The following is a 23,401-nucleotide window of genomic DNA, read 5'->3' as shown; positions in this document are numbered from 1 at the left end:
GGATACGATCCTCAGATCCAAGGATGACGCTGACGGTCTGGGCCATGCCTGGAGAATTCCACCGCAGCGCCCCGCTGTGAATCCTCCGTCTGCGTCAGTGCACTAGGTAGTGGTGCGCGCTAGACGCTTGATACCCACCAGAACGTCGGAGAAAGGTGGACGGCCACCGGTGCCGGACCGTGCGGCACTGACCGGCATCATCTTTGTCCTCAAGACGGGCATCCAGTGGGAGGACCTGCCCGCCGAGATGGGCTGCGGGTCGGGCATGACCTGCTGGCGGCGGTTGCGGGACTGGCAGGCGGCAGGGGTGTGGGCTCGCCTGCACCATGCGCTGCTGGAACGGCTGCACGGCGCCGACCAGCTCGATTGGAGCCGGTGAAGGCAGTGCCTTCACCGCTGGACAGCGCGTCTGTTCCGGCGAAAAGGGGGGAGCGGCAACCGGCCCGAACCCGACGGACCGGGGCAAGCCAGGCACCAGGCGGCATATCGTGGTCGATGGCCACGGCACCCCGCTCGGCCTGGCGCTCAGCCCAGCCAACCGCCACGACAGCAAGATGCTGGCCGCCACCCTCGATGCCATCCCGCCGGTCCGGCGCCGCCGTAGGCCCGGCGGCAGGCCGCGGCGGCGCCCCGACAAGCTGCATGCCGACAAGAGCCATGACCACCGCTTTTGCCGCAACGACTGCCGCTGCCGCGGCATCGTCCCACGCAGCGCCCGGCGCGGCATCGAGGACAGCCGCAGGCTCGGACGACATCGCTGGAAGGTAGAGCGGACCCTCGCCTGGATGGCCCGCTTCCGGCGCCTCACGATCCGCTACGAACGACGCGAGGACATCCACCTCGCCTTCACCACCCTCGCCGCCGTCCTCATCTGCCTGAACCAGGTCAGACGGTTGTGTTAGGCGTTCTAAGACAATCACCCGGGTGGAGCGCGCGATCCTCGATGCGGTCACTGCTGCGATCGGGGGGGGTGCGTACCCAGCAGCAGGAGGAGGAGGCTCAGCGTCGCGCAGAGGACGAGGAGGCGTGGCGTGCACTCCGGGAACACGACCCCAATAAAACGATTCGTGCGTTGGAAGCGGAGCGGAGACGGCAAGCGCCGCCCAGCTTACCGCCGGGTAAGGGCCGACGGAAGTGAGTTCCGCGTTCCACTCCCGGCCGATATCGATCCAGAGAGCGCAGAATTCCACACTGCCTATGCGGCGGCTGAGTTGGCATTCGAGCGAGATTGTGCCGCGAAAGCCCTGGCGGAGCCCCAGGCGGGCACGGTGGGGGCCGCCATTCGGGCATATCGCCAGTCGGCCGACTTCATGTCCCGGTCACCAAATTCGCGACGGCACTACGACTATCACCTGCGGTTATTCGCGGCTGATTTCGGCCATCTGGCGATGCGTTCGATCACCTATGGGTGGGTCGATGAGCATCGCGACAAATGGTTCGCGGCCGGGCGGCTCAATACGTGGAACGAAATCCGTAAGGTTATGCGGGCCGTGACCGACCGCTTCATCAACCATAACCCCTTGGTCATCCCGTTCAATCCCTGGCAGCGGGTCCGCCGACTGGGTGTCGACGTGGCTGAAGAGGAACGACAAAACCGGCCCTGGCCCGCGGAGGTGATCATTGAGGTATTCCGGCACGCCACCCCGGCGTTCCGGGCGCTGTTGACGGTCTACATCTACACCGGCCAGCGGGGCGGAAATGTGGTCCGGTTCGGCAACGCCGAGACGACCTACAACCCAACCGAGCGCTGCCTGATCTTCTCTCAAGAGAAGACCGGAAAGCGCATGCGCCTCCCGGTGCCCGAGGCGTTGCATGTCCTGCTGGTGCGCCAGGATGGCACCACGGCGCTGCTGACGCCGCAGGGGCGACCGTGGAACACCCTGAACGCTCAGGAGGCGCTGCGGACGCTGCTGCGGAACCTCGGCCTCCCGCGCTACACCCTGCACGGACTGCGCTCGACCGTCGCAGCGACGCTCGCCGAGGCAGGATTCGGGGAAATGGTTCTAATGGCGCAAGGAGGCTGGGAGAGCAGCCGTACGGTCAGAGGGTACCTGCGCGGTCACGAGCAACAGAAGGTCCTCGCGGGAGCCTCGGATGCTTTGGCAGCCCGATTCGAGCCGCTGATCCGGCAGGCCAAGATCGACGGCAACGAGCGGCGGTTCAGCGGGGTGACCGGGCGCGCGGCGGCGCGGGCCGGCGTAGAAGGGAGGGCGCGGGAGCGGGCGAAAAACCGCTTGACCGTTCTGGACCCAGCGGTGGACCCTGGACCTATCGCCCCGGATCGGACCGATCCGGGCTAATCTTCTAGAGGATTGTCAATGGCTTGGAGGTGGCGTCCCCAACGGGATTCGAACCCGTGTTACCAACGTGAAAGGCTGGTGTCCTAGGCCTCTAGACGATGGGGACGTAAGGCTAACCTCCAGTAACCGCTCGCCTTCCGCTAGGACAGGCCACCTCGTTCGATATGCTTCCGAAGCGTGTTCGGGGCATGGAGCGGGCAGGCATGTCTCATACAGGGCGTGCGGCGGCGGTCACTACACCGGCACAGCGAAGACGTCTAGCCGCACGTGGCGCCTCCTGGTGGAGGCCGGTGCAACTCGGCCTGCGGATTGGCCACAGGGAGACGGCGGAAGGCCGCGTCGGCATCTGGATTGCCCACCTATCCCTCACTATCCCGAAACGCGAGTAGCGCAGCAATAACCGGATGGCCGCTGGCGCTTGGAGTCCATGCTCTGTCGCCTCTCGCGTCTTCCACCGCTTGGCCCGGCATCGCCACCGTGCTTCTGCCGACACCCCGGAAGGCAAGGAGGGCCGGACCAACAGGCTGCCTTCAACCCTGCCATGCACCGCCGAAGCCGCTCCAGCATGATGTGCGAGCGTGCAAATCAAGCCTTCCGGGCATGGACGCCCAAGAGGTGTTTGCTCTAAGCCGCGCCCATGCATCGTCCCTGGCTGTTCATCGGCGCCCTGCTGGGTCTCACTGCGGTTGGCCTGGCTGCCTGGGCGGCGCATGGCGCGCCAGCACGGTTGGACCCGGCCCGCCTTGCCATGCTGCGCAGCGGCATCGAGATGCAGGGCTGGCACGCGCTGGCGCTGCTGGCGACCGGACTCTGGGCGGAGCGGCGCGGCGGGCTGCTGCCGCAGCTGGCTGGCCTCGCCTTCGCGCTCGGTGCGCTGCTGTTCTGCGGCGGGGTCTACAGCGCGGCGATCGGCGGCGTGTCGCTCGGCCCGGTGGCGCCGATCGGCGGCACCACGCTGATGGCGGGATGGGCGCTGCTCGGCGTCTCGGCGTTGTGGCGGCGATGATCGGCGCCGCCTATCTGGCGCATGAGGGCTTCGCCCGGCCGTTGGCCGAGGAACTGGCCCGCGCCGGCCGCAGCATCACCCACTGGCACGGGCTGCTGGCGTTGTCGCCGGAGCCGCCGGCGCCGGTCGCCTGGGCGCTCGACACCTGGACCGCGCCGCAGGAACTGCCCGCCCCCTCGGTGAAGGCGGCCGCGGATGCGCTGAGGGCGATCCAGCGGAATTGGGGCCTCTACGCCGCCGGCCAGCATCGCCGCGCGGCACTGATCGAGGCCCGGCTGCCGCCGGTGAAGGCCCGCCCGCTGAACTTCCCGGAGCCAGCGCCGACCGGCCATCTCGGCGCCTGGACCCTGCTGGCGCCAGACCTTCTGCTGGCCTCGCCGACCAAGACCAGCCCCTTCATCAACGGTAGGGTGCAGTTCGTCGAGGACAAGGAGGGCCCGCCCAGCCGCGCCTACCTCAAGCTGTGGGAGGCGCTGATCCGGGCCGGCCGCTGGCCGCAGCCAGGCGAGCGCTGCCTCGACCTCGGCGCCTCGCCCGGCGGTTGGACATGGGCGCTGGCGCGGCTCGGCGCCCAGGTGGAGGCGGTGGACAAGGCGCCGCTCGACCCCGCGATCGCGGCGATGCCGGGGGTGAGCATGCGGCAGGAGAGCGCCTTCGGCCTCGACCCGCACCAGCACCCGCCGGTGGAGTGGCTGTTCAGCGACGTCATCTGCTACCCGGCGCGGCTGCTGGCGCTGGTGCGGCGCTGGCTGGAGGCAGGGCGGGCGCCGAATTTCTGCTGCACCATCAAATTCCAGGGCGAGACCGACCATGATGCAGTGGCGGAATTTGGGGCTATCCCCGGCGCGATGCTGTTCCACGGCGCCCACAACAAGCATGAGCTGATGTTCCTCCGGCTGGGCGCGGCGTAGCGCCGGCGGATGCCCCGCCGCTGGCACGGCGCCTGCTGAACACGGGTCATGCCCGCCGGTCACAACCCCGGCCCGGCCGCAGTGCAGGAGGACAGCCATGCAGATCTTGGCCGGGAGCTCGCTCTTACCCCCGAACATGGGCGCCTGGTGTGCCCAGATGGAGCGCAACGCCTTCAAGGGCCTCGACGGCGACAGCAATGGCGCCGTCAGCCTTGCCGAATTCCAGGCGAGGCTGCAGGAATTGCCGCACGGCACGTCCGGCCCGGCAAACCCTGCCGGCGTCGCCAGGCTGGAGAATACCTTCAAGTCGATCGACACGGATGGTGATGGCCAGCTCTCGGCCACGGAAATCCGCAACTCCATGGCATTGCGCGAGCGGCAGGGCGACGCGCGGCCGGCGGAGGCAGGCGAGGCAGGGCTGGGCGGCCTGCTGGTGGCGCAGCTGCTCGGCCAGGACCAGACGATGCCGGGCAGCGCCGCGCCTGCTGACTTCGGCGGCGGCCTTGATGCCGCGGACCAGGCGCGGCGGCGGTTGCGGCAATACGCCACAACCCAGGTTGCCACGGCCTACGTCACGTAGCGCCGGGCGGCCCACGGCGCCGCGCCGTCCTGCCTATTGCCCCGAATGGAGAAGCCGCTTTCATCGGGTCGTTCCGGCAAGCCATGCTTGGGTGGGCAGGTTGCCGTCATTGCCACCGCCCGCCACCATGCGGAGCAGGGAGCAAACGCCATGGCGCCGAACCACCTGCCCGGTCTGACCATCCAGGAGATCACGGTGCGTGCCGTCGACGCGCCGCTCGACCCGCCGCTGCGCAACAGCCTCAACACCATCCCGCGTGCGCCGCTGGTGATCGCCGAGCTGCGCACGCGGGAGGGGGTGACGGGCAATGCCTATGTCTTTCCCTATACGCCGGCGGCACTCGGCGCGACCGCGGCGCTGGTGCGCAACATCGGCGCGACCCTGGCCGGCCGGCCGCTGGCGCCGGCGACGCTCTGGGCGGAGTTGCACAATGGCTTCCGCATCCTCGGCACCGAGGGGCTGGTGCAGATCGCGCTCTCCTGCCTCGACATGGCGATGTGGGACGCACTGGCGCGGGCGGCCGGGGTGCCGCTCTGCCGATTGCTCGGCGCCGAGCCGCGGCCGGTGCCGGTCTATGCCTCGCTGCGCGGCTGGGGCGCGGCGATGCTGGCGGAGGAGGCGGGGCAGGCGGTCGCCGGCCTCGGCGCTCGGGCGGTGAAGTTCAAGCTCGGCCAGGCGCGGCTGGAGGAGGACCTCGACACAGTGCGGGCGGTGCGCGCGGCGGTCGGCGATCAGGTGGAGATATTGGTCGATTACAACCAGGGCCTGACCCGGCCGGAGGCGGAGCGGCGGGGCCTTGCCCTGCAGGCGCGCGACGTGCGTTGGCTGGAGGAGCCGCTGCCGGTGGACGACGACGCCGGGCTTGCGGCCCTGCGCGGGGCCTTGCGGCTGCCGGTGCAGGGCGGCGAGAATTGGTGGGGGCCAAGGGGCATGGCCCGGGCACTGGCGGCGGGGGCGGTCGACCTCTGCATGCCGGATGCGATGAAGATCGGCGGGGTGACCGGCTGGCAACAGGCGGCGGCGCTGGCGGCGGCGCATCGGGTGCCGATGTCCTCCCATATCTTCATCGAGGCCAGCGTCCAGCTACTGCCGGCGACGCCGACGGCGCATCTGCTGGAGCATCTGGATGTGGCCGGGCCGCTGCTGCGCGATCCCTTCGTGGTGACGGGCGGGATGGCGCAGGTCGCTGGGCGGCCGGGGCTCGGGCTGGAATGGGATGCGGCGGCGCTCGCACGGTGGCAGGCCGACGTCTGAGGTCTGGCCAGCATCGCGGGACCGGAGTGGATCGATCCGGTTGGACGCCGCCGTCGTGGCAGCTAGGATGCCCGCTGATCCAGGGGAGGCACTGCCGTGCGCGCGATCTTCGTCGATGCCAATGAGTCGCTGGCGGCGGTCACCGAAAGGCTGATCCAGCCCGGCGACCTGCCGGTCGGCATCAACCGCAACCCTGACATCAGGCCCGCCGACCTGCCCGGCCTGCTTGCCGGCCATGCCATCGCGATCGACGACCACACCCAACTCCCGGTGGAGGTCGTGAAGCAATGCCCCGATCTGAAGCACATCGTCTTCCTCGGCACTGGCGCCCGCAGCTACATGGACCCGGAGGCGCTGAAGGCCGAATGCGGCGTCGATGTCCATATCATCAAGGGTTATGGCGACACCGCCGTGGCCGAGATGGCCTTCGCGCTGATGTGGGATGCGGCGCGGCAGACCGCGATGATGGATGCCGCCATCCGCCGCGGCGACTGGCCGCGCGTGGTCGGCACCCAGCTGACCGGCAAGACCGTCGGGCTGGTCGGCACCGGCGGCATCGGCGCCGAGATGGCGCGGCTCTGCGCTGGCATCGGCATGAAGGTTCTGGCGTGGAACCGCTCGGCCAAAGCCCTGCCCGGGGTGGAGTTCGTGCCGCTGGACCAGCTGCTGGCCGAGAGCGACGTGGTCTCAGTGCACCTGCTGCTGAACGACGAGACGCGCGGCTTCCTATCGAAGGAGAAGCTGGCGCGGATGAAGCCCGGCGCCATCCTGGTGAACACTGCGCGCGGCGCCATTGTCGATGAGGCGGCGATGATCGCGGCGCTGGAAGCCGGGCACCTCGGACATGCGGCGCTGGATGTCTTCGACCAGGAACCGCTGCCGGCTGGCCACCCGCTGACCCGGCTGAGCAACGCCACCTTGACCGCCCACGCCGCCTTCCGCACGCCGGAGGCCAGCGACAATCTGATCGGCGCGGCGCTGGAGCATTGCCGGCGGATCCTCCGGGACGGGAAGTAGCCAGCAGGTTCGGATTGCGGTGACGGCTGCCTGATCGGCCGGACCGAAGTGTGCCCGCCTGGCGGAACGGTAGACGCAGCGGACTTAAAATCCGCAGTCCAAAAGGGCGTGGGGGTTCGAGTCCCCCGGCGGGCAATCCTTTGAAAATACGGTTGAATGTTGCCGGGAGGACGATCAATCGGCGCAGCTCGGTCGCGCCTTCTGATGAACGTTTGTCAGCACATAGTCAGCAGTCGGTGACGGACGTCTTTCTCTCCAGCGGCATATTCAAGTTTCCTTGATGATCCGGCGCGGCGAAATCCGCTCAGCCAAGGACCCACTGAACTTCGGAGTCTCGCGTTGCTCAGGCCGTCGCATCGGCCAAAGCTCAGGACCTCAGCCGTGCGATACGGCGCTGCAATCCGCGCCATTCCTTCTGAGCCGCAGCGCGGCCAGATTGATCGTAGACCTCGTTAACACTGCGCGACCCACGGTGTGCCAGTGCCGCACCGGCGACCTCGACATCGCGGGGGTCGTGCTGCAGCATCCCGGTGGCGATGGCATGACGGATGGAATGCGGGTTCACGCACTGGCCGATCAGCGCCATCCCGCGGGCGCGGAACAGATTGTAGAGCCAGCCATAGCCGATCGGCAGCCCACCCCCGCCAATCCAGAGCGTGCCCGGATCGGGCCGGCCATTGAGTAGGCGCGGCCGATGCACCTCGAGATAGCGATGCAGATGTGGCACCAGCGCCATGGGCACCGGCAAATCGATCGGCTCGCCGTTCTTGACATCAGATCGTGGCACAACCAGCCGATATCCATTGCCTACCGCCTGCAGGCTCTCATCGAGGCGCAGGGCAGCGATATTGTACCGGCGCAGCCCGACATAGGCTGTCAACGCCAGCAGCAGCCCGTCACGGTGATCGCGCGATGCGCAGTGAGACGGCGGTGCCGTATCGGCCGCGATGCAGAGGTCGAGAGCCCGCTCGACCAACAACGCGAGATCGATGGGCGCCACCGGCTTGCGGGAAGCCCTGGCCTCAGCCTCCCGTGGCCGGGCAGGATGGCGCCGGACCCAGGACCAGTCGCGGTCCGGCACCATGGCGGCGACCGCCAGGGTCAGTTCGCCGACGATCTGGCGGGCAGTGCTGGCGGTCCACCTCTCGCTGGATGCCCCCAGCCATGCGGCAAGGCGCGCCGGGGTGAGGCGATCGGCCGGAGTCTCTGATGGGTCGAGATTGCCCCGCACATCGAGGAAGGCGAGGAAATTGCCCCAGGCTCCGGCCCGTGCCCGCCGCGTCTGGGCCGCCCAACCGGCTGCAGGACCTGGTTCGCCGAACGGTCCCTCGGCCTCGGCGACGGCTCGAGCCCAGGCGGCACGGTCCGCCTCGGGCCACAACTCAGGCATCCACCGCCGTGCTTCGGGCGGACAGTCCTCGCTGTAGCGGCCGAGGTGGCGCCGCGGCGCGGTCATCGCTTCCCTCCCTTCCTGGCGGTCTGCCGCCGGAGCATGTCTCGCTTGCTGTCGAGCACCTCGGCCCACTGGCGCTGGGCGCCGCGGGTCCGCAGGGAGCCGTACATGCCCTCGGTTGTCTTCAGCTGGGTATGGCCGAGTACCCGCTGTGCCAACGGCCCGTTCAGAGGGTCGGCATCGTAGAGCAGTGTCGCCACCAGGTGACGGATCAGGTGGACATTGAACTGAACACCGACGGCGTCGCGTACGGCGGTGGAGACGCCGCGGGTCAAGGCTTCCGGGCAGCGATGGTCGTCGCCCATGCCCGCGAACAGCCAAGACGAAGCGGCATTCGTCCTTGCCAAAGCAGGGCGATGGATTCTGATGTGACGATCGATGCGACGGGCAAGATCCAACGGCACTGCAGCATCAAGGGTGATGCCATTCTTGACCTCGGTGCCAGGGATGCAGATCGCAACGATACGGTGGTTGGCGTCACGCCTGAAATGCCGATCGATGTCGATCGCAGCGAGATTCCGCCGCCGCATCGGCAGCAACTGCAGCAACGCCAAGGCCAGGGCACGTTCATGCAGGCCCGCAGCCCGTGCCGGACATCCTTCGGCCAGAAGCCGGTCCGCCGCCGCGAATAGCTCCGCCGGCAGGGCCAAGAACTTCCGGATCACCTGCGGGTCGTCGAAAAGCGACAGCCGCGCGCGGACCCGATCAGTTAGCCCCGGGTAGCGGTGCTTCACCTTGGCCTTCAGCTCGAGCAACGGCTGCAGCCTGTCAGCGGGCAGGTTCAGGTGCCGGCTGGCGACATCGATCAGGATAATCGACATCCCAACCGCATGGCCGTTCCAGGCCTTTCCCGCGCGTTGGTAGAACTCGGTCAGGATCGCCCGCATCGCCTCCGGTGTCGTCAAGGCGGCAAGGCTCTTGATGCTGTCGATCGGCGTACCCGCCTTCACCAGAGCTGATGCGGCACGGGTCAAGAATCTGCGGCGATCGGCTATCGTGACTTCGGCCAGCGGCCGCGCGGGCTGCGCGCTACCCTCGGCAAAGGCAGCAGTCCGCTGTTCGAAGGGATCGGGATCGCCAAGCCTGGCGCAGTAGGCAGCAACATCCTCGGTGAAGGCCGGCGGGAACGCGCTGATCGGCAGCGCCCAGCGGTGCGGATTGGTCGGCGTGAGCAGCACCCGACCGGGCCAACCCGGCACGGTGCCGACCGCGCTGTTCCACAGCCGCCGGATCGCGCTGATGGAGGCACCGGGCGAAAGATCGTAGGTGCGCTCGAACAGGAAGGCGCGATACGCCTCCAGCGCAGCCTCATCGACCACATTCGGTGCGATAACATTTGCCTGACAGAAGCGCGCAAACCCGGTCAGCGCCGCCACATGCGGCGACTTCGGCCGCGGTACCATGGCCGTCCCCTCGGCACCTTCAGGCGTCATCCGGCCCCTGGAACCGACGGTCAGCGCGGTGAAGCAGGGCGCATCCGTGAGCATTGCCATGGTTGCCGCCCAGGCATCCTGGAGCGGCAGCCGCCTTACGCAGCGGGGTGTGACATAGCCCGTCAGTATGCCGATTGCGGCAAGACCACTGCGGACGTTGGTCCACCGCTTTCGGGACATGCGGAACCGGGCCGGCAGTATGGCCTCGAGCAGCGGTCGAAGAGCACGCGGCTCGATAGGCAACCGGTTGGCGGCCTGACCGGTGACGCGCTCCAGGGCGGCAACGGCGGAGCGGAGTTCGCGCAGCCGGTCGGGCGAGATTGTGGCATCAACGGCGAGGCAGGCGAGGGCTTCGGCAAAGGTTGCCGGACGCGCGTCGGCAGCCCCGCCGGGCGGCTGGTTGGGGACGGTCATATTACCTCCGGTGGTCAGGGATGATCAGCGGCAGCGGCGCGTGGTCAGGGCCGCGCAAATGGGAGATCGTCGGGTCCGCTAAGTGGTGCTTTGCGAAGCGGACGGTTTCCCGCCTCGGCAGGAAAGCCAGGAAAGTCCTTGCTCTCAGCGCGACGGGGTTACCACCTGGTCCCGGTCCCTCGGATCACTGAGGCAAACCGGCGGCAGCGATCTCAGGAGTTCCTGGCGCGGATATGCATCGCTCGCTGCGTCTGGCAGCAGATCCTGCATCCCAGGTTGAGCGCGTTGTCCACGGGTTCCGCGGAATCGAGGTAGACGAAGGAGTCACCGTGCTGTGGAGATGCCCCGGATCGTCAACCCTGCGTGCTTTGGTCAGCACTGCATGCTGATGGCCGCCATCGCAGCATGACTTTCTGCCGTCACCAGAGCAACGGTACTGGCGTAATATCGGCAGCACGGCCGAAGGACGATACGAGCCGTGATGGAGGCATGTGGGATGGCCCAGGAGAAGGCGGGGGCGGCAAGCGTTCTCCCCACCTCCGCGACGAGAAGGTCAGAATTGAATTTAGCAATACCGGCGCTTTCATCTGGCGCGGCATGGCACGGCTGCTGGCCCAGCGTTGGCATGATGCGTCCCTGGCGCGCCGAATGGCTTCAGAGATCGCTCGGACCCTGCTCGAGAGCGCCAAGCTACGCTGCCTGCCCAATGGGCGTCCGCTGCCAGCTGCCGAAGTGATCCGCGAGATGGAGCGGAGCCTTGAGATCTTCGACACCACGCCTGCGGAGTACGTCGAGCGGGTTGTGCTGCGAGACATCGCTGGCGAGCCAAGGTCGGCACGAAGCCCTGCCGAGATCACGGCTCTGATCGGCGCATTCCTGCAATGCTACGCGGCCGATTATGAGCGGGGGGAGTCAACCTGGGTTGACGAACTCTACAATCTGGCCTCACCGAGCGCACCCCCCGCGACATGGGTGCTGCAGCTCCCCTCGGCCTATCCGGGAGATGACACCGGCGCCGTCACGCTTCAGATCCCGAAAGCGGCACTGGCCGCAGTCTGGTTGAAGCCGGGTGATCGCCTGGTCATTGAGCCACGATCCGACGGGCTTTGGCTGAGTCGTGCGCCGCAGTGAAATCTCCAGCGGCGGCGGACACCTGCCGTCCAGTAAGGTCTCAGCGGGGGCGTAGGTCAAGGCGGTTGGCTCAGTCACACGGCCGTTAGACCATCTGGCAATCTCGATAGGCCAGCTTCGGCCTTCGGTATTACCGCGCTGCACGCCGGCTGGTTGCGAGCCATGCCTGCAGATCGGCCTCAGCAATGCGGAGCGTGTTGCCGAGCCGATGCACCGCCAGGCGCTTGAGCCGGATCTGCCGGCGTAGGGTGCTCGCCGAAAGGTTGGTGATCTCGGCGACCTGGGCAAGGGTGAGAAGCCGCAGCACGCGCAAAGACAACGCCGGGCCGGAGGGCTCGTCGGGCATAGGGATGTCCTGGGTATTGGGAGGAGTGCCGCTGGGCCGAAATGCCACTGGGCATGAAAAGGGCGGCCGCTGGAGCAGTCGCCCTGAATGGAAGATCTGATGGATGGCTGCTTCTGGGCGCAGTTCGCCTAGAACGCGATGTCAATACTAAATATGCTCACCGAAAGCAATCCTGAAATCGGTGCTTTCTCCGATGGTTGAGCGGCCTTTCGCAAAGGTCCTGCCACCGGTTACCGCTGCTTTAGAGGCAGTTGTCAGGATTCGCGGGCGAGCCGTCCCGCAACCGGGAATATGCAAGCCGCCTGGAGCAGTGACTAGATGACGAAGCCGAGGCGGTCGTAGCGGAGAGCAAGGCGCCTGTTCTCCAGCACCCATGCGTTGCTGCGCTCGACCGGCCAGCGCCGCTGGCCCCGCTTGTGGATCCGGGGCTCGACACCGAAGGCGCGGTACAGCTCGCGGTGGTGCTCGGCGTCATAGCCCTTGTCCGCGAACACTGTCCGAATGCGGGCCATGACCGCGAAGGCAGCCAGGAACAGCCGCTCGAAGACGAGCGTGTTGTGACGTTCGCCGCCGTGGCGGTGCAGGCCACCGGCACGCCGTCCTCGTCCACCGCGATATGGTACTTGGGGCCCGCTTGCCCCGGTCCATCGGGTTGGGGCCGGTCAGGTCGCCACCGTGCTTAGCCCGGACGGAGCAGCTGTCGAGGATCAGCGCCGGATGTCTCCGGAGCATGCCGACCAGCAGCGCATGCGCCCGTGCCAGCAGGCCCGTCACGGCCCAGTGCGCCAGATGCCGGCGGAGTGTGGAGCCGCTGGCCTGCGCCTCGCTGGCCACCAAGCTGCGCCACGGCGTGCCCTCGCGCAGAAACCGGCGCAAGGTGTCCAGCACCCGGACCGTCTCCGCGGGTGGATGACCACGCTCGCGGCCCTGCGGCCGTCCTCCACAACAGTCGATCACCGTCGCAATCAGGCGCAAGATCCAGACGTCCAATGCCCTCTCCTCGGTCTGGCACGACAAGTACAGGCGGCGGGATCGCCGACTGTTCCCCCCCGGGTGCGGGCGCTCTCCGCCCCAACCAGGCCGCCTGTCGTCCCGATCCCCAGGGCCATCACCCGAGCGTTTCCTCGAACCACGCGGCGGCGAGGCCGGCGATCCTTACGAACTGATAGCCAGCCATCCCTAGCTCGAAGAAGTGTCCCATGCCCTCCACCAGTTCGAGCCGCACCCGTGCGTTGCCGGCCCGGAGCAGCGCCGCGCGCATCCACTCGCTGTGCTCGTGAGGCGCGATCAGGTCCAGCGTTCCGTGGACGAGAAATACCGGCGTCCGGATCCGGTCGGCGTACGCGATCGGCGAGATGGCGCGGTAGTAGTCCGGCTCCTCATCGGGTGTGGCACCGTAGCCCGCCACCATGGTCCGGTACCGGCTCGGCGCGTAGTCCTGCAAGCCCCGCACATAGCGGGCCACGTCGGTCGGCGGCGCCAGGGCTACGGTGGAGCGGATCCGCACGTCCGCGGCCGCGGCGCGCAGACTGGCGCTGCCGCCCCGCGAGTGACCGACGGCTCCGATGCGCGCGGCGTCTACCCCGGGCAGCCCGGTGAGCCAGGAGACCGCGGCGCACACGTCCTCCACGTCGCGCAGCTGGTAGCGGCTCGCGCCGTTGCGGAAGGCCTGGGCGAGGACGACGATGCCGCGCGCGGCGAGGGCGCGCGCGAGCCAGTCGAGTTGCTCGATCGTGCGCAGGCGTGGCGGCGACAGCACAACGGCGGGGCGGGGCCGGTCCGCCCCGCCGTCGAGCTGGTAGAGGACGGCGCGGATCGGCTCGCCTCCGCTCGTCAGGGTGACGGGCGCGACATGGACCGCCGCCGGCGCCTCCTCGGCCGCCGGCACGGCGGCGGCGTCGATCCCGATCACGGTGCCGCCCGTGGGCGCGCCCCGTGGAGCCGCGCCAAGTCCGCCCAGCGGGCGCGCTGTGCGGCGAGGGTGGCGGCATAGGCGGCAGGCGTCCTGGCTTCTCCGCGCACTTCCAGGCCCGCGCCGCGCAGCCGTTCCGCCACGGCCGGATCGGCGGCGACCGCGCGCAGGTCCTCGGCGATGCGCTCACGCAGCTCGAGGAGCGTGGTCCGCGACGCGAAAAGGCCGATCGGCGCCTCGACCGTCAGCTCCGGATGTCCCGCTTCCGCGACGGTCGGGATCTCGGGCGCGGCGGCGGCGCGCTCCGGGGTGCTGACCGCGAGCAGCCGGACCTTGCCTTCGCGCGCCAGGGGCAGCCCCGGCGCCAGCGGCGTGACCAGGACGTGGACCCGTCCCGCAGTCAGGTCGGGCAGGGCGGCGTTCGAGCCGCGGTAGCCGACGTGGGTCATCTCGACGCCGGCCCGGCGCTGGAACGCCAGGAACGTTAGGTAGGGCGCGCCGGGGGCGGCGGCCCAGTTCAGGGTGCCGGGCGGGCGGGTCCGCGCAAAGGCGGTGAGGTCCGCGAGCGAGCCGGCCGGCAGCGACGGCGCGGCGAAGACGGCGAGGACGTCGTGCGCGGCCGCGGCGATCGGCGCGAGATCCTCGGCCGGGTTGTAGGGCAGGCGTTCGCGGAGCAGCGGCACCACCGTCACGATCCCGGGAAAGGCGAAGAGCAGGGTGTGGCCGCCGTCGCGCGCGCCAAGCAGGGCCTCGACGGCGAGGATACCGTCGGCGCCGGGCCGGTTGTCCACCAGGACGGGCTGGCCCCAGCGCGCCGCTAGGCGCTCGGCGAACAGGCGCGCGGCGAGGTCGAGGGCGCCGCCGGGCGCGGCCGGGGTCACCAGGCGGACCGGGCGCTCGGGCCAATCGGCGGCGGCCGCGAGCGCGGCCGGCCGAGGTGTGGCGAGGCCGGCCACCACGGCGGAGGTGGCGGAGCTGAGGAGGAGACGGCGCGGGGTTGTGTGCATGGTGCGGCCCTCCCTTCGGCGCGGCGCGGTGGCGTGGGTCGGCGGCGCCACGCCGCACATGGCTTGGAGCCTAACGGCCGCCTGTGCTATGACGCCAATCGATTGGGAACATGGGCGGCATCAGGCACTTCGATCTGCGCCGGCTCGACCTGAACCTGCTCATCGCCTTCGACGCGCTGGCAACCGAGCGCAGCGTCACGCGGGCGGCCGAGCGGCTCGGGCTCGGTCAACCGGCGGTCAGCCACGCGCTCGGCCGGCTGCGCGGTCTCCTGGGCGACCCGCTGTTCGTGCCGACGCCGCGCGGCCTCGTCCCGACCGCCCGGGCGCGCGCGCTCGCCGGCCGGGTCCGCGCTGTCCTGGAGGGGGCGCAGGAGGCGCTGCTCGACGGGGCCGCCGGCTTCGATCCGGGTGCCTGGGAGGGTTTCGTCCGCGTTGGCCTGCCGGACACGCTGGAGATGCTACTCATGCCGCAGCTGCTCGCACGTCTGGCGGCGGAGGCGCCGGGGCTGCGGGTGATGGTCCGCGCGCTGCCGGACTGGCGCCGCGGGGCCGAGCTGCTCGACGCCGGCGCCGTGGATCTCTGCATCGGCATCGCCGGCGGGGAGCCGCCGCGGCCCTGGCACCGCCGCCGGACGCTCTGGGACGAGGGGTTCCTCTCGCTCTTCGCGCCCGCGCGGCTCGGCGTCCAAGCACCGCTGTCGCTCGACGACTTCCTGGCCCGCCAGCACGTGCTCGCCATCCCGCGCGAGGGCGTGCTGGAAGGCCGGACGGACCAGGCGCTAGCGCGCATCGGCCGGCGGCGGCGGATCGTGCTGTCGACGCCGCAGTACTTGGCGCTGCCGCATCTGTTGCTCGCGGCGCCGCTGGTCGCCACGCTGCACGCCCGCCCGGCGCGGTTCCTCGCCGCCGCCCATGAGGGGCTGGCGACGAGCCCGGTGCCGGTCGAGGTCCCGCCGATCGAGGAGGCGGTGGTCTGGCACGAGGCGACGGATCGCGACCCGGCGCAGCGCTGGTTCCGCAACGCGGTCGCGGCTGTTGCCGAGGGTCTGGCGCCGCCTTGATCAAGCGCGTCTCGTGTCCGCCACCGCAGCAACTGCCATCCACAGAAGCTGGCCAACTCAACCGACGATGGTGGCAGCAACTGACTCTTGGAGGCAGTTGTCACCAAGCCGCGCCACGGCCTGCCCTCGCGCAGAAACTGGCGCAAGGTGGCCCCCGCCCGGATGGTTTCGGTCGGTGGATCGCCTGGCCCGCGGGGCGGCGGTTCACAGGCATCGATCACCGTGGCGATGAGATGTGAGTGGCGGAAGTCCAAAGCGGCTGTACCTGTCTGCTGCCGCAGACATGGGATGCGATAGGGCCAAACCGCCCCCCGCGGGGTGCGTGCGGCGTGCAGCCGCGGCCTCGGTTCACTCCGGGCGGATGCCCGCGCCGACCGCGAGCCGCGTCATCAGCGCGCGCTGGTCGCGGACGAAGCGCTCGAACTCCGGCCTCGGCTGGTAGCCCGCCGCGTCCATCCCGAGCTCCGGCATGCGCGCCCGCATCTCCGGCCGCCCCAGCGCGTGGCCGGCCGCCGCAGCCACCCGATCCAGCACCAGCTCCGGCGTGCCGGCCGGTGCCCAAATGCCGCTCCACTCCGCCAACTCGAAGCCGGGCGGCAGGGCCTCCGTCACCGTCGGCACCGCCGGCAGCAACGGGAGCCGCGCCCGCCCCGCCACCGCCAGCACGCGCAGCCGCCCGGCCTCCACCAGCCCCCGTCCGGCGGCCGAGGAGGCGAGCATGAACTGCGTGTCGCCCGCCGCCAGAGCCTGCGCCCCCTGGCTGCCGCCGCGATAGGCCACGTGGGCCGCGTCCAGTCCCGCCTGCTGCGCGAACAGGAAGGCCGCGAGGTGCGAGGCCGAACCCACCCCGGCACTGCTGTAGGCCAGCCGCGGCCGGCCACGGGCCGCGGCGGCGAAGGCCGTGAGGTCGGTCGCGGGCTCGGCCGCAGGCACCAGGAACAGCAGCGGATAGACCGAGAGGCGGGCGATGGGGGCAAAGTCGCGCGCGTAGTCGAACGGCAGGTTGCGCATCAGCGCGTGGTTGACCGTATGCGCCGAGGCGTCGGAGAGCACCATGTAGCCGTTCGGCTGAGCCTGGGCCACCGTGGCCGCGCCGATGGTGGCGCCCCCGCCGGTGCGGTTCTCCAGCACGAGGGGCTGGCCGAGGAACTCGCCCATGGCCGGCGCCAACATCCGGATGGTCGCGTCCGCGGCGCCGCCCTGCGCGTAGGGGATGATCACCTGGATGGGCCGGTCGGGGTAGCCCTGTGCGGTCTGGGCCTGCGTTTGCCCGGGCCCGACGACCAGAGCCAGCGCGGTGCCGGTCAGGCATTGCAGCATGAACGCTCGGCGCATCGTCATTTCCTCCCTCCGCCCGGTTGCGGCAGGCGGGGCGATGCTGGCATGCGTGGTTAGTTCCGCGCCACCGCCACATGGGTCGGCTGCGGAATTACGAAGCCGTCACCGTCCCGGTACCTGGCCAGCGCCGCCGCGACCTCGGCGACGATCGCGCGGCGGGCAGACTCGGGCAGCGCCGCCACCTCCGGGCCGACAGGGGTGCTGGCGAGCAGGCCGGGGATCGACTCCTCCGGCGGCAGCAGGCGGCGTTCGAGCGCTTCCACCCGGACCTCCACCTCGCGGAACCCTACCTCGCGCAGGAGCCGCTCCAGCGCGGCGCCGTCGCCGAAACCGAAGGGCGCCTGGAAGCGGTGCGCCACGTCGTCGCTGGCGTGCCGGCGCAGCGCTGCGACGACGGCGGAGTGGCAGGGGCTGTGCTCGATGCCGCGCCAGACGCAGAAGGCGGCGAGACCGCCTGGCCGGAGCACCCGGTGCGACTCGCGCAGCGCGGCCGGCCGGTCGGGGAAGAATTGCAGCCCCTGCTGGCAGAGCACGGCGTCGAAATCCGCATTGGAAAGGGGCAGGGCGCCGGCGTCGCCCTGCCGCCATTCCACAGTGGCGCCGCCTGCCGGGGCGTGCCGGCACGCGATCTCCAGCATCCCCGCGTTCAGGTCTAGGCCGACGATTGAGCCGGCGCGGCCGAGCAGCGACGCGGCCTCCTGTGCAACGACGCCCGTGCCGCAGGCGAGGTCGAGGACGCGCTGTCCGGGGCGGAGCGCGGCGTGCCGCACCAGGATCCGGGCCAGTGGGCCGAAGACGCTTGGCACCTGGTAGCGCTTGTAGCTCTCGGGACCGGCGCCGGTAAGCTGCCAAGGGTCCTGGGCCACCTCAGTCCTCCGGACGAAGCATCGCTCGCGGCCGATCCGCGACGAGGTGGCGAGTTTCGGCCGATCCCTCGGGGGCACAAGGAAAATCGGGGCGCCGCCCGTCCATCGCCGTAATCGTTCCGTCTCTCAGGATGAGGCCCTACGAGCAGCTCTACCTTCGGTATATGCGGAAACCGCCTCTTATGAGAGTTGTGCGCAGTGTTTGGACAGGCTGCGCTCTGGCTGATTCGCTTTCGGGGTTGGCGGCGGAGGTCGGCATGGCGTGGCGGCGGATCGGGCAGGAGGACCTCATAGCGCGGCCGGAGCCGCGGGCAGCATCGTCGCTGACGGAGCTTGCTGCCCTGCTCGACTGGGCCGAGATCGCCAGCCCGCTCGCGGGTATCTCGGCGGCGGCAAAGGGAGAGTTGGGCTGGCCGCCTCTTGCGCTCTTCCGGGGTCTACTGCTGGCGACTTAAGGCCGGTTAGAGCTTGCTGACTTTGATCCAGTCCGCTGATGCTGCGAGGCAGAGCACGCCAAGGAAGGACCGTGCGGTCTTCTCGTAGCGGGTGGCAACCGCACGGTTCAGGGCATTGCCCTGAACCCTTCAGCCGTGCCCAGAGGTTCTCGTGGCCTGACCCCGGACGCGGCTCCATGGGTTATGAGAGAGTTGGCCCATGTTCCGGCGCGCCCGGCTGGGCGTGCCGGTGGGTAGCGTAGGCTGGCCTGATCGGGCGCGGCAAGATGGCTTCCGGCGCAGGTGGCCGGTATCCCAGCGCACTGTGAGGCCTCGCGGTGTTGTAGTGGTGCCGCCACCGCTCGATGAGCACCTCGGCTTCTCTAAACGAATAGAAGATCTCCCGGTCCAGCAGCTCGTCGCGCAGCTTGCTGTTGAAGGATTCATTGTACCCGTTCTCCCATGGGCTGCCGCGTTCGATGAACAGTGTCCGCACGCCGATCCGCCCTAGCCAGTCCCGCACGATCTTGGCGGTGAACTCGCCGCCGTTGTCCGACCTGATGTGGTCCGGCGGGCCACGCTCAACAAACAGGTCTGTCAGCACCTGCAGCACGTCATCCGAGGTCAGGTTGCGCGCCACCACGATGGCCAGGCATTTGCGGCTGTACTCGTCGATGACAGTGAGCATGCGGAAGGGCCGCCCGTTATGGGTGCGGTCCTGCACGAAGTCATAGGCCCAGACATGCCCGGGCCAGCATGGCCGCAGCCGAATGCAGGAGCCGTCATTCAGCCACAGGCGCCCCCTCTTCGGCTGCCGTTTCGGTACCTTCAGCCCCTCGCGCCGCCAGATGCGCTGCACCCGCTTGGCGTTCACCCGCCAGCCCTGGGTGCGCAGCATCGCTGTGATCCGCCGATAGCCATTGCCGCTTCATCGTCCCGGATGCGGCGTGTTCGGCGCTGCGTTGAGCGCGGCTGACCAAGAGTGCAGCACGCCCGACGTTCGGAAACGTTGAGCGCACCTTGCACATGACGGACACAGGCCCGGCGATGCTAGGGGCCTAATATTTTCCCTCAGCAGCTTCCTTGAGGATCTGCTTATCCAGCGTGAGTTCGGCCACCGCCTTCTTCAGCCGGGCATTCTCCCGCTCGTTCGGGGCAGTGCCCCGAACCCTTCATCCGCCGCACCTGGTCGACCTTCAGGCCGCCATACTCAGATCGCCAGCGATAGAAACTCGCCTCCGAGACGCCGAGCCCACGGCAGACCTCGCCCACCGTCCGGCCCTTGGCCAACTCCACCTCCGCCTGCCGCAGCAGCCCAATGATCCGCTCCGGCGTCATCCCCTTCTTCGGCATCGCAGCCTCCCTCAGGAAGCCAACTCTCTCCCAAAACGGAGCCAGTTCAGGGGCGCAGGCCAGCATCAGCGGGATCCAGACCGTGGTGCCACCGATCAAATTACCCCCGTGTCCTGGGTCGCAATTGGCCAGGCCGCTTTGAGGCTTCGGCCACTGCTTTCAGCCTGTTTGACAGCTAACCTCCTGCCCATATCCTCGCGTGCCCGGCCGCCAATGAGCCGGGCGCTGGGAGGCTGAAAATGGAACAGGAAAGAGGAAGCCCGCACGTTGTGCGGCGGCAGCTGCTGCTTGGCATGGTAGCGGGGACCGCGGGACTGGCCACCGCCCGGGCGGCATCGGGCCAGCGCGGCACGGCGTCGAATTGGCCTGATCGGCCGGTGGTCTATATCAATATTTTCCCACCCGGCGCTGCCACAGACACCCTGTCGCGTGTCTACTGCACTAAGATGAGCGAGCTGGCCGGGCAGCAGTTCGTCGTAGAAAACCGAAGCGGTGCCGGCGGCACCGTCGGCCAAGCCGCCATCGCCCAAGCCCCGCCCGACGGTTACACCGTTGGGCTTGGTAGCATCGCCTCGCTGGCGATTGCGCCCAGCATCCTCCCGGATCTGTCCTATGACCCGGCGCGCGACTTCACCTTCATTTCCGGCCTCTGGAAGGTTCCGAACCTCCTTATTGTCAACAAAGACCTGCCGGTGCGGACATTACCGGAGCTGGTCGAGTTGCTGAAGAAGAACCCCGGCAAATACACTTACGGCTCTAGTGGCTTCGGCACCTCGCCGCACCTCACGATGGAGATGTTCAAGCAAAGAGCCGGGCTGAACATCCTGCACGTGCCCTATCGTGGCGGTGCCCCGGCCAAGCTCGACCTACTGGCTGGGCGTGTGCAGCTGATGTTCGACAACATGCCTACGGTTATTGCTTCAGCGAGGGAAGGCCAGGTAAAGGCTCTGGCGGTGACCAGCGCCGAGCGCAACTCGGCGGCTCCTGACATTCCGACCATGGCAGAGTTTTTCCCAGGCTTTGAGATAACCTCCTGGGGCAGCCTGGTCGGGCCAGCGGGGATACCAGCGCCGCTCGTCGAGCGGATGTCCTCTCTCACGAAGCAGGCGCTGCAGGATCCCGGGCTGCGCCGATTCTTTGAGGAGAACGGCGCGACCACATGGTGGACGACGTCCCAGGAGCTAGCCGATTTCCGCACCGCGCAGCAGAGGCTCTTCGCGGAGGTAATCCGTGCCACCGGCGCGAAGGTGCAGTAGACCTGCGCTCCCAGTGAAAGAGGTCGCAGGCAAGTCTGGCCCCAGCCCGCCCGGCTAGGGTTGAACTGCAGGACAATCTGCAAGCTAGGGCTCACGGTTATGTCGGACACGGCAGCCTATTGAGGCCAGAGCGTCGGACACTGTTGGCGAAGTCGGGGCGCTCGGGTGCGGGACGGGTGTAGGGTGGGTGTCCCGCCCGGAGACCGGCCATGTCGCTCCGCCTGCAGCCGCCGCTCCCGTCTGTGCCCGACGACACCGCCCGCATCGCCCGGGCGGCGTTCCGGCGCGGCAATCCCTACCTGCTCCTGCGCGACCGGCTCGGGGCGGTGTTCGCCGACGCCGGCTTCGCCGGCCTCTACCCCGCGCTCGGCCAGCCCGCCTACACGCTCTGGCGGCTCGCCCTCGTCACCCTCATGCAGTTCCGCGGGCTCTGTTGCAGAGTTTGCCCCAGCCTTGGGAGCAGACCATTTTCGGGTATGGCGCGGGATCATCGACTGCGGAAGCTGAAGGCCAATTTGGCCTCTAAGGGCCGGCACTTCACCGCCGAGGTGATCACTTGGCTTGGCTGGAGTGGTGATGCCCTACACGCGCAACGGGGCGGCTGCGCGGGGTCTACTGCCGGGCGGGTTCGAATAGATCGTCGGTCGTGAACAATGCGGTTTCAGCGCGCGGCGAGCTGCGCTGAGGGCGGCGTAGGTTCGGGCGCGCTGATCGCGAGGAGGCTGAGAAGGAACGCGAGAAGGCGGATCAGCCAGGCGCGGAGGAGGCGGAGGTTGTGGCCGGCGGCGGCGAGGACGAGGTTGATGGCGTCGCCGGAGGCGCCGGCGAGGAAGTTGCGGCCGAGATGGCCGTCTTCCTTCATGTGGCCGATCACCGGCTTGATGCCGGCGCGCCGCCTGATCTCCCGTCGGATGGTCGGCGTGACGCCGCACTTCTGACCGGAGACGAAGACGCGCTGCTTGTCGGCGTCGTGGCCGCGGTAGCCGCGGTCGACATAGGCGCGCTCGACGGGGATGCCGGTGATGCGCTCGGTCTGGGCGATCTGGGCGGCCAGCGTGTGGCCGTCGAAGGGGTTTCCCGGCAGGCTGCGGGCGCCGATCACGAACTGCCCGCCCGGGGCCGGGCGGTTGGTGGTGGCGAGCGAGACCTTGCACCCGAACTCGAAGCGGGTGCGGGCCTTGCCCTTGCCGATGCACTCCACCTCCGGGGCGTGCAGCGCGTAGATCTTCTCGCGCCCGCGGTCGTCGCGCCGCTGGCGGAGCAGCTGGCCGATGCGCTCGAGCGGCAAGGCGAAGGCGGAGCGCACCGCCTCGGCGGCACCGGCGATCTTGCGGGCGATGTCGCGGGTCAACCGGCCGAGCCAGGTGCGCATGCGGCTGACCTTGCGCTCGGCCTCGCGGTGGCGGCCGCGATGGATCAGCCTGGCGACCTCGCGCCGGGCATGGGTGGAGACGCGCGTGTAGGACTGGCGCAGCGCCACGCCGTGGCGGCGCGCGAGACGGCCGAGGATCTCGACGCCACGGTGGATGAGCTTGCTGTCGGTCGGATGGGTGACCGCCTTTGGCTGGACGGTGGTGTCGATGGTCACGCGCTCGAAGTGCTTCGGCTCGGCGGCGCCGGCGCGCTCGGCGGCGGCGAGCGTCTCGGCGAGCAGCAGTTCGAGCCGCTCGGCGCCGATGCGCTTGCGCCAGCGGCTCATCGAGGAGCGATCGAGCGGCAGGGCGTGCTGGAAGTGGGTCTCGCCGCAGAAGAGCTGGACGTAGGGGCTGTCGAGGAAGCGGGCGCAGACGGCGTCGTCGGAGAGGCCATCCATGTGCTTGATCAGGTGCAGGCCGACCATCAGGCGGGTCGGCAGGCCGGGACGGCCGACGCCCTCACGGTAGAGCGGGCCGAAGGCGGTGGCGAAGCGGCCCCAGTCGATCAGACCGGCGAGACGGACCAGCGGATGGCGGTGGTCGACGAGGTTCACCAGGGCCGAGCGGAAGAGTTCGGGCTGCTCGGACGGCGGCGATACGGGCGGCATCGGCGTGCTCCTGCGCGGCGACGCGCCGAGGGAATCACGCCGCTCGGCCGCCTTCAACAGGGGCGCGGTTTTGCCAGGCTTTCGCCCGCTCCGGACCGCGATCTTGCAAGCGCGAATACTTACGCCGGCCGGAAACCACAGGAATTCCGCGGGCTTCCACGTTGTTCACGGCCGACTAGCACTACTTCGGCAGATTTCTGTTGGCCTGAGATCCCGGCTGGTAAGCTGATGGACGTTCCGATTGAGGTGCGGCCCGGTGAGGTGGCGCATGATCGAAGCGGCAGCGGAGTGGGAATCGACCTTTGC

The 23,401-nt window shown here is 69.0% G+C and carries 18 protein-coding genes, 2 tRNA genes and 3 pseudogenes; 12 read left to right on the top strand and 11 right to left on the bottom strand.

Features of this window, described 5'->3' with window-relative positions:
- Positions 1 to 109: 109 nt before the first annotated feature.
- Positions 110 to 902: pseudogene (locus H7965_RS23650) on the top strand (IS5 family transposase).
- A 309-nt stretch (positions 903 to 1,211) separates the two neighbouring features.
- Positions 1,212 to 2,300: a tyrosine-type recombinase/integrase gene (locus H7965_RS23645; protein WP_186773040.1), complete on the top strand. Its 1,089-nt coding sequence runs from the start codon at positions 1,212 to 1,214 to the stop codon at positions 2,298 to 2,300.
- 30 nt (positions 2,301 to 2,330) lie between these two features.
- Here the strand turns inward: H7965_RS23645 and H7965_RS23640 are convergent.
- Positions 2,331 to 2,406: transfer RNA gene (locus tag H7965_RS23640), tRNA-Glu, on the bottom strand.
- Positions 2,407 to 2,937: 531 nt separating this feature from the next.
- On the opposite strand from H7965_RS23640, the gene H7965_RS23635 reads away from it, so the two are divergent.
- The 6 genes from H7965_RS23635 to H7965_RS23610 all read left to right on the top strand — a co-directional run bounded on the left by H7965_RS23635 (position 2,938) and on the right by H7965_RS23610 (position 7,203).
- Positions 2,938 to 3,306: a DUF423 domain-containing protein gene (locus tag H7965_RS23635; RefSeq protein ID WP_186773039.1), complete on the top strand. Its 369-nt coding sequence runs from the start codon at positions 2,938 to 2,940 to the stop codon at positions 3,304 to 3,306.
- A complete protein-coding gene (locus tag H7965_RS23630) occupies positions 3,267 to 4,217 on the top strand; it encodes an SAM-dependent methyltransferase (protein WP_229682763.1) in 951 nt (316 codons plus the stop codon). Before H7965_RS23635 ends, H7965_RS23630 begins: the two co-directional genes overlap by 40 nt.
- A 97-nt stretch (positions 4,218 to 4,314) precedes the next feature.
- On the top strand, positions 4,315 to 4,797 hold the full coding sequence (locus H7965_RS23625) for an EF-hand domain-containing protein (RefSeq protein WP_186773038.1): 483 nt from the start codon (positions 4,315 to 4,317) through the stop codon (positions 4,795 to 4,797).
- Between the two features lie 150 nt (positions 4,798 to 4,947).
- The gene (locus H7965_RS23620; protein WP_186773037.1) at positions 4,948 to 6,051 is read left to right on the top strand and encodes an enolase C-terminal domain-like protein; all 1,104 of its coding nucleotides are present in this window, start codon (positions 4,948 to 4,950) and stop codon (positions 6,049 to 6,051) included.
- A gap of 96 nt (positions 6,052 to 6,147) precedes the next feature.
- Positions 6,148 to 7,068 (top strand): NAD(P)-dependent oxidoreductase, encoded by a 921-nt coding sequence (locus tag H7965_RS23615; RefSeq protein WP_186773036.1) that lies wholly within the window; start codon positions 6,148 to 6,150, stop codon positions 7,066 to 7,068.
- Between the two features lie 52 nt (positions 7,069 to 7,120).
- Positions 7,121 to 7,203, top strand: a tRNA-Leu gene (locus H7965_RS23610).
- A gap of 232 nt (positions 7,204 to 7,435) precedes the next feature.
- Here H7965_RS23610 and H7965_RS23605 read toward each other — a convergent pair.
- Both H7965_RS23605 and H7965_RS23600 read right to left on the bottom strand, forming a co-directional pair.
- The gene (locus tag H7965_RS23605) at positions 7,436 to 8,524 is read right to left on the bottom strand and encodes a site-specific integrase (protein ID WP_186773035.1); all 1,089 of its coding nucleotides are present in this window, start codon (positions 8,522 to 8,524) and stop codon (positions 7,436 to 7,438) included.
- Positions 8,521 to 10,368, bottom strand: a complete 1,848-nt coding sequence (locus H7965_RS23600; protein WP_186773034.1) for a site-specific integrase — start codon at positions 10,366 to 10,368, stop codon at positions 8,521 to 8,523. Before H7965_RS23600 ends, H7965_RS23605 begins: the two co-directional genes overlap by 4 nt.
- 489 nt (positions 10,369 to 10,857) lie before the next feature.
- Here H7965_RS23600 and H7965_RS23595 point away from each other — a divergent pair, with 489 nt between their 5' ends.
- Positions 10,858 to 11,499 carry an AbrB/MazE/SpoVT family DNA-binding domain-containing protein gene (locus H7965_RS23595; protein WP_186773033.1) on the top strand — a complete coding sequence of 214 codons (642 nt, stop codon included), beginning with the start codon at positions 10,858 to 10,860 and terminating at the stop codon, positions 11,497 to 11,499.
- Positions 11,500 to 11,629: 130 nt separating this feature from the next.
- Here the strand turns inward: H7965_RS23595 and H7965_RS23590 are convergent, their stop codons facing one another.
- The 4 genes from H7965_RS23590 to H7965_RS23575 all read right to left on the bottom strand — a co-directional run bounded on the left by H7965_RS23590 (position 11,630) and on the right by H7965_RS23575 (position 14,764).
- Positions 11,630 to 11,845 (bottom strand): helix-turn-helix domain-containing protein, encoded by a 216-nt coding sequence (locus H7965_RS23590; protein ID WP_186773032.1) that lies wholly within the window; start codon positions 11,843 to 11,845, stop codon positions 11,630 to 11,632.
- 314 nt (positions 11,846 to 12,159) lie between these two features.
- Positions 12,160 to 12,357, bottom strand: a complete 198-nt coding sequence (locus H7965_RS23585; RefSeq protein ID WP_186773031.1) for a hypothetical protein — start codon at positions 12,355 to 12,357, stop codon at positions 12,160 to 12,162.
- 596 nt (positions 12,358 to 12,953) lie between these two features.
- A complete protein-coding gene (locus tag H7965_RS23580) occupies positions 12,954 to 13,757 on the bottom strand; it encodes an alpha/beta hydrolase family protein (protein ID WP_186773030.1) in 804 nt (267 codons plus the stop codon).
- Entirely contained in the window at positions 13,754 to 14,764 is a 1,011-nt protein-coding gene (locus H7965_RS23575) for a Bug family tripartite tricarboxylate transporter substrate binding protein (protein WP_186773029.1), read from the bottom strand. Before H7965_RS23575 ends, H7965_RS23580 begins: the two co-directional genes overlap by 4 nt.
- 110 nt (positions 14,765 to 14,874) lie before the next feature.
- On the opposite strand from H7965_RS23575, the gene H7965_RS23570 reads away from it, so the two are divergent.
- Positions 14,875 to 15,825: a LysR substrate-binding domain-containing protein gene (locus H7965_RS23570; RefSeq protein ID WP_186773028.1), complete on the top strand. Its 951-nt coding sequence runs from the start codon at positions 14,875 to 14,877 to the stop codon at positions 15,823 to 15,825.
- A 348-nt stretch (positions 15,826 to 16,173) separates the two neighbouring features.
- On the opposite strand, the gene H7965_RS23565 is transcribed toward H7965_RS23570, so the two are convergent.
- The 3 genes and pseudogenes from H7965_RS23565 to H7965_RS23550 all read right to left on the bottom strand — a co-directional run bounded on the left by H7965_RS23565 (position 16,174) and on the right by H7965_RS23550 (position 19,816).
- Entirely contained in the window at positions 16,174 to 17,160 is a 987-nt protein-coding gene (locus H7965_RS23565; RefSeq protein ID WP_186773027.1) for a Bug family tripartite tricarboxylate transporter substrate binding protein, read from the bottom strand.
- Positions 17,161 to 17,216: 56 nt separating this feature from the next.
- Positions 17,217 to 18,029 carry a class I SAM-dependent methyltransferase gene (locus H7965_RS23560; protein ID WP_186773026.1) on the bottom strand — a complete coding sequence of 271 codons (813 nt, stop codon included), beginning with the start codon at positions 18,027 to 18,029 and terminating at the stop codon, positions 17,217 to 17,219.
- Between the two features lie 636 nt (positions 18,030 to 18,665).
- Positions 18,666 to 19,816 (bottom strand): annotated as a pseudogene (locus H7965_RS23550) (IS3 family transposase).
- Positions 19,817 to 20,055: 239 nt separating this feature from the next.
- On the opposite strand from H7965_RS23550, the gene H7965_RS23545 reads away from it, so the two are divergent.
- Together H7965_RS23545 and H7965_RS23540 are read left to right on the top strand one after the other, a co-directional pair.
- Positions 20,056 to 21,072 carry a Bug family tripartite tricarboxylate transporter substrate binding protein gene (locus tag H7965_RS23545; protein ID WP_186773025.1) on the top strand — a complete coding sequence of 339 codons (1,017 nt, stop codon included), beginning with the start codon at positions 20,056 to 20,058 and terminating at the stop codon, positions 21,070 to 21,072.
- Positions 21,073 to 21,281: 209 nt separating this feature from the next.
- Positions 21,282 to 21,497 (top strand): annotated as a pseudogene (locus tag H7965_RS23540) (IS5/IS1182 family transposase); the annotation flags it as partial.
- 236 nt (positions 21,498 to 21,733) lie between these two features.
- Here the strand turns inward: H7965_RS23540 and H7965_RS23535 are convergent.
- On the bottom strand, positions 21,734 to 23,095 hold the full coding sequence (locus H7965_RS23535) for an IS5 family transposase (RefSeq protein ID WP_186773024.1): 1,362 nt from the start codon (positions 23,093 to 23,095) through the stop codon (positions 21,734 to 21,736).
- Positions 23,096 to 23,401: the final 306 nt, after the last annotated feature.

The organism is Siccirubricoccus deserti, from assembly GCF_014283215.1.
Lineage (GTDB): Bacteria > Pseudomonadota > Alphaproteobacteria > Acetobacterales > Acetobacteraceae > Siccirubricoccus > Siccirubricoccus deserti.
The sequence above is the reverse complement of the archived record's forward strand: the minus strand, read 5'-3'. Positions and strand labels throughout refer to the sequence as shown.

What these genes read in the sequence shown, in the direction of transcription:
- H7965_RS23635 (WP_186773039.1), top strand. Translation starts at nt 2,938, where the DNA reads ATGCATCGTCCCTGGCTGTTCATCGGCGCCCTGCTGGGTCTCACTGCG.
- H7965_RS23630 (WP_229682763.1), top strand. Translation starts at nt 3,267, where the DNA reads ATGGGCGCTGCTCGGCGTCTCGGCGTTGTGGCGGCGATGATCGGCGCC.
- H7965_RS23625 (WP_186773038.1), top strand. Translation starts at nt 4,315, where the DNA reads ATGCAGATCTTGGCCGGGAGCTCGCTCTTACCCCCGAACATGGGCGCC.
- H7965_RS23620 (WP_186773037.1), top strand. Translation starts at nt 4,948, where the DNA reads ATGGCGCCGAACCACCTGCCCGGTCTGACCATCCAGGAGATCACGGTG.
- H7965_RS23605 (WP_186773035.1), bottom strand. Translation starts at nt 8,524, where the DNA reads ATGACCGCGCCGCGGCGCCACCTCGGCCGCTACAGCGAGGACTGTCCG.
- H7965_RS23600 (WP_186773034.1), bottom strand. Translation starts at nt 10,368, where the DNA reads ATGACCGTCCCCAACCAGCCGCCCGGCGGGGCTGCCGACGCGCGTCCG.
- H7965_RS23595 (WP_186773033.1), top strand. Translation starts at nt 10,858, where the DNA reads ATGTGGGATGGCCCAGGAGAAGGCGGGGGCGGCAAGCGTTCTCCCCAC.
- H7965_RS23590 (WP_186773032.1), bottom strand. Translation starts at nt 11,845, where the DNA reads ATGCCCGACGAGCCCTCCGGCCCGGCGTTGTCTTTGCGCGTGCTGCGG.
- H7965_RS23585 (WP_186773031.1), bottom strand. Translation starts at nt 12,357, where the DNA reads ATGGCCCGCATTCGGACAGTGTTCGCGGACAAGGGCTATGACGCCGAG.
- H7965_RS23575 (WP_186773029.1), bottom strand. Translation starts at nt 14,764, where the DNA reads ATGCACACAACCCCGCGCCGTCTCCTCCTCAGCTCCGCCACCTCCGCC.
- H7965_RS23570 (WP_186773028.1), top strand. Translation starts at nt 14,875, where the DNA reads ATGGGCGGCATCAGGCACTTCGATCTGCGCCGGCTCGACCTGAACCTG.
- H7965_RS23565 (WP_186773027.1), bottom strand. Translation starts at nt 17,160, where the DNA reads ATGCGCCGAGCGTTCATGCTGCAATGCCTGACCGGCACCGCGCTGGCT.
- H7965_RS23545 (WP_186773025.1), top strand. Translation starts at nt 20,056, where the DNA reads ATGGAACAGGAAAGAGGAAGCCCGCACGTTGTGCGGCGGCAGCTGCTG.
- H7965_RS23535 (WP_186773024.1), bottom strand. Translation starts at nt 23,095, where the DNA reads ATGCCGCCCGTATCGCCGCCGTCCGAGCAGCCCGAACTCTTCCGCTCG.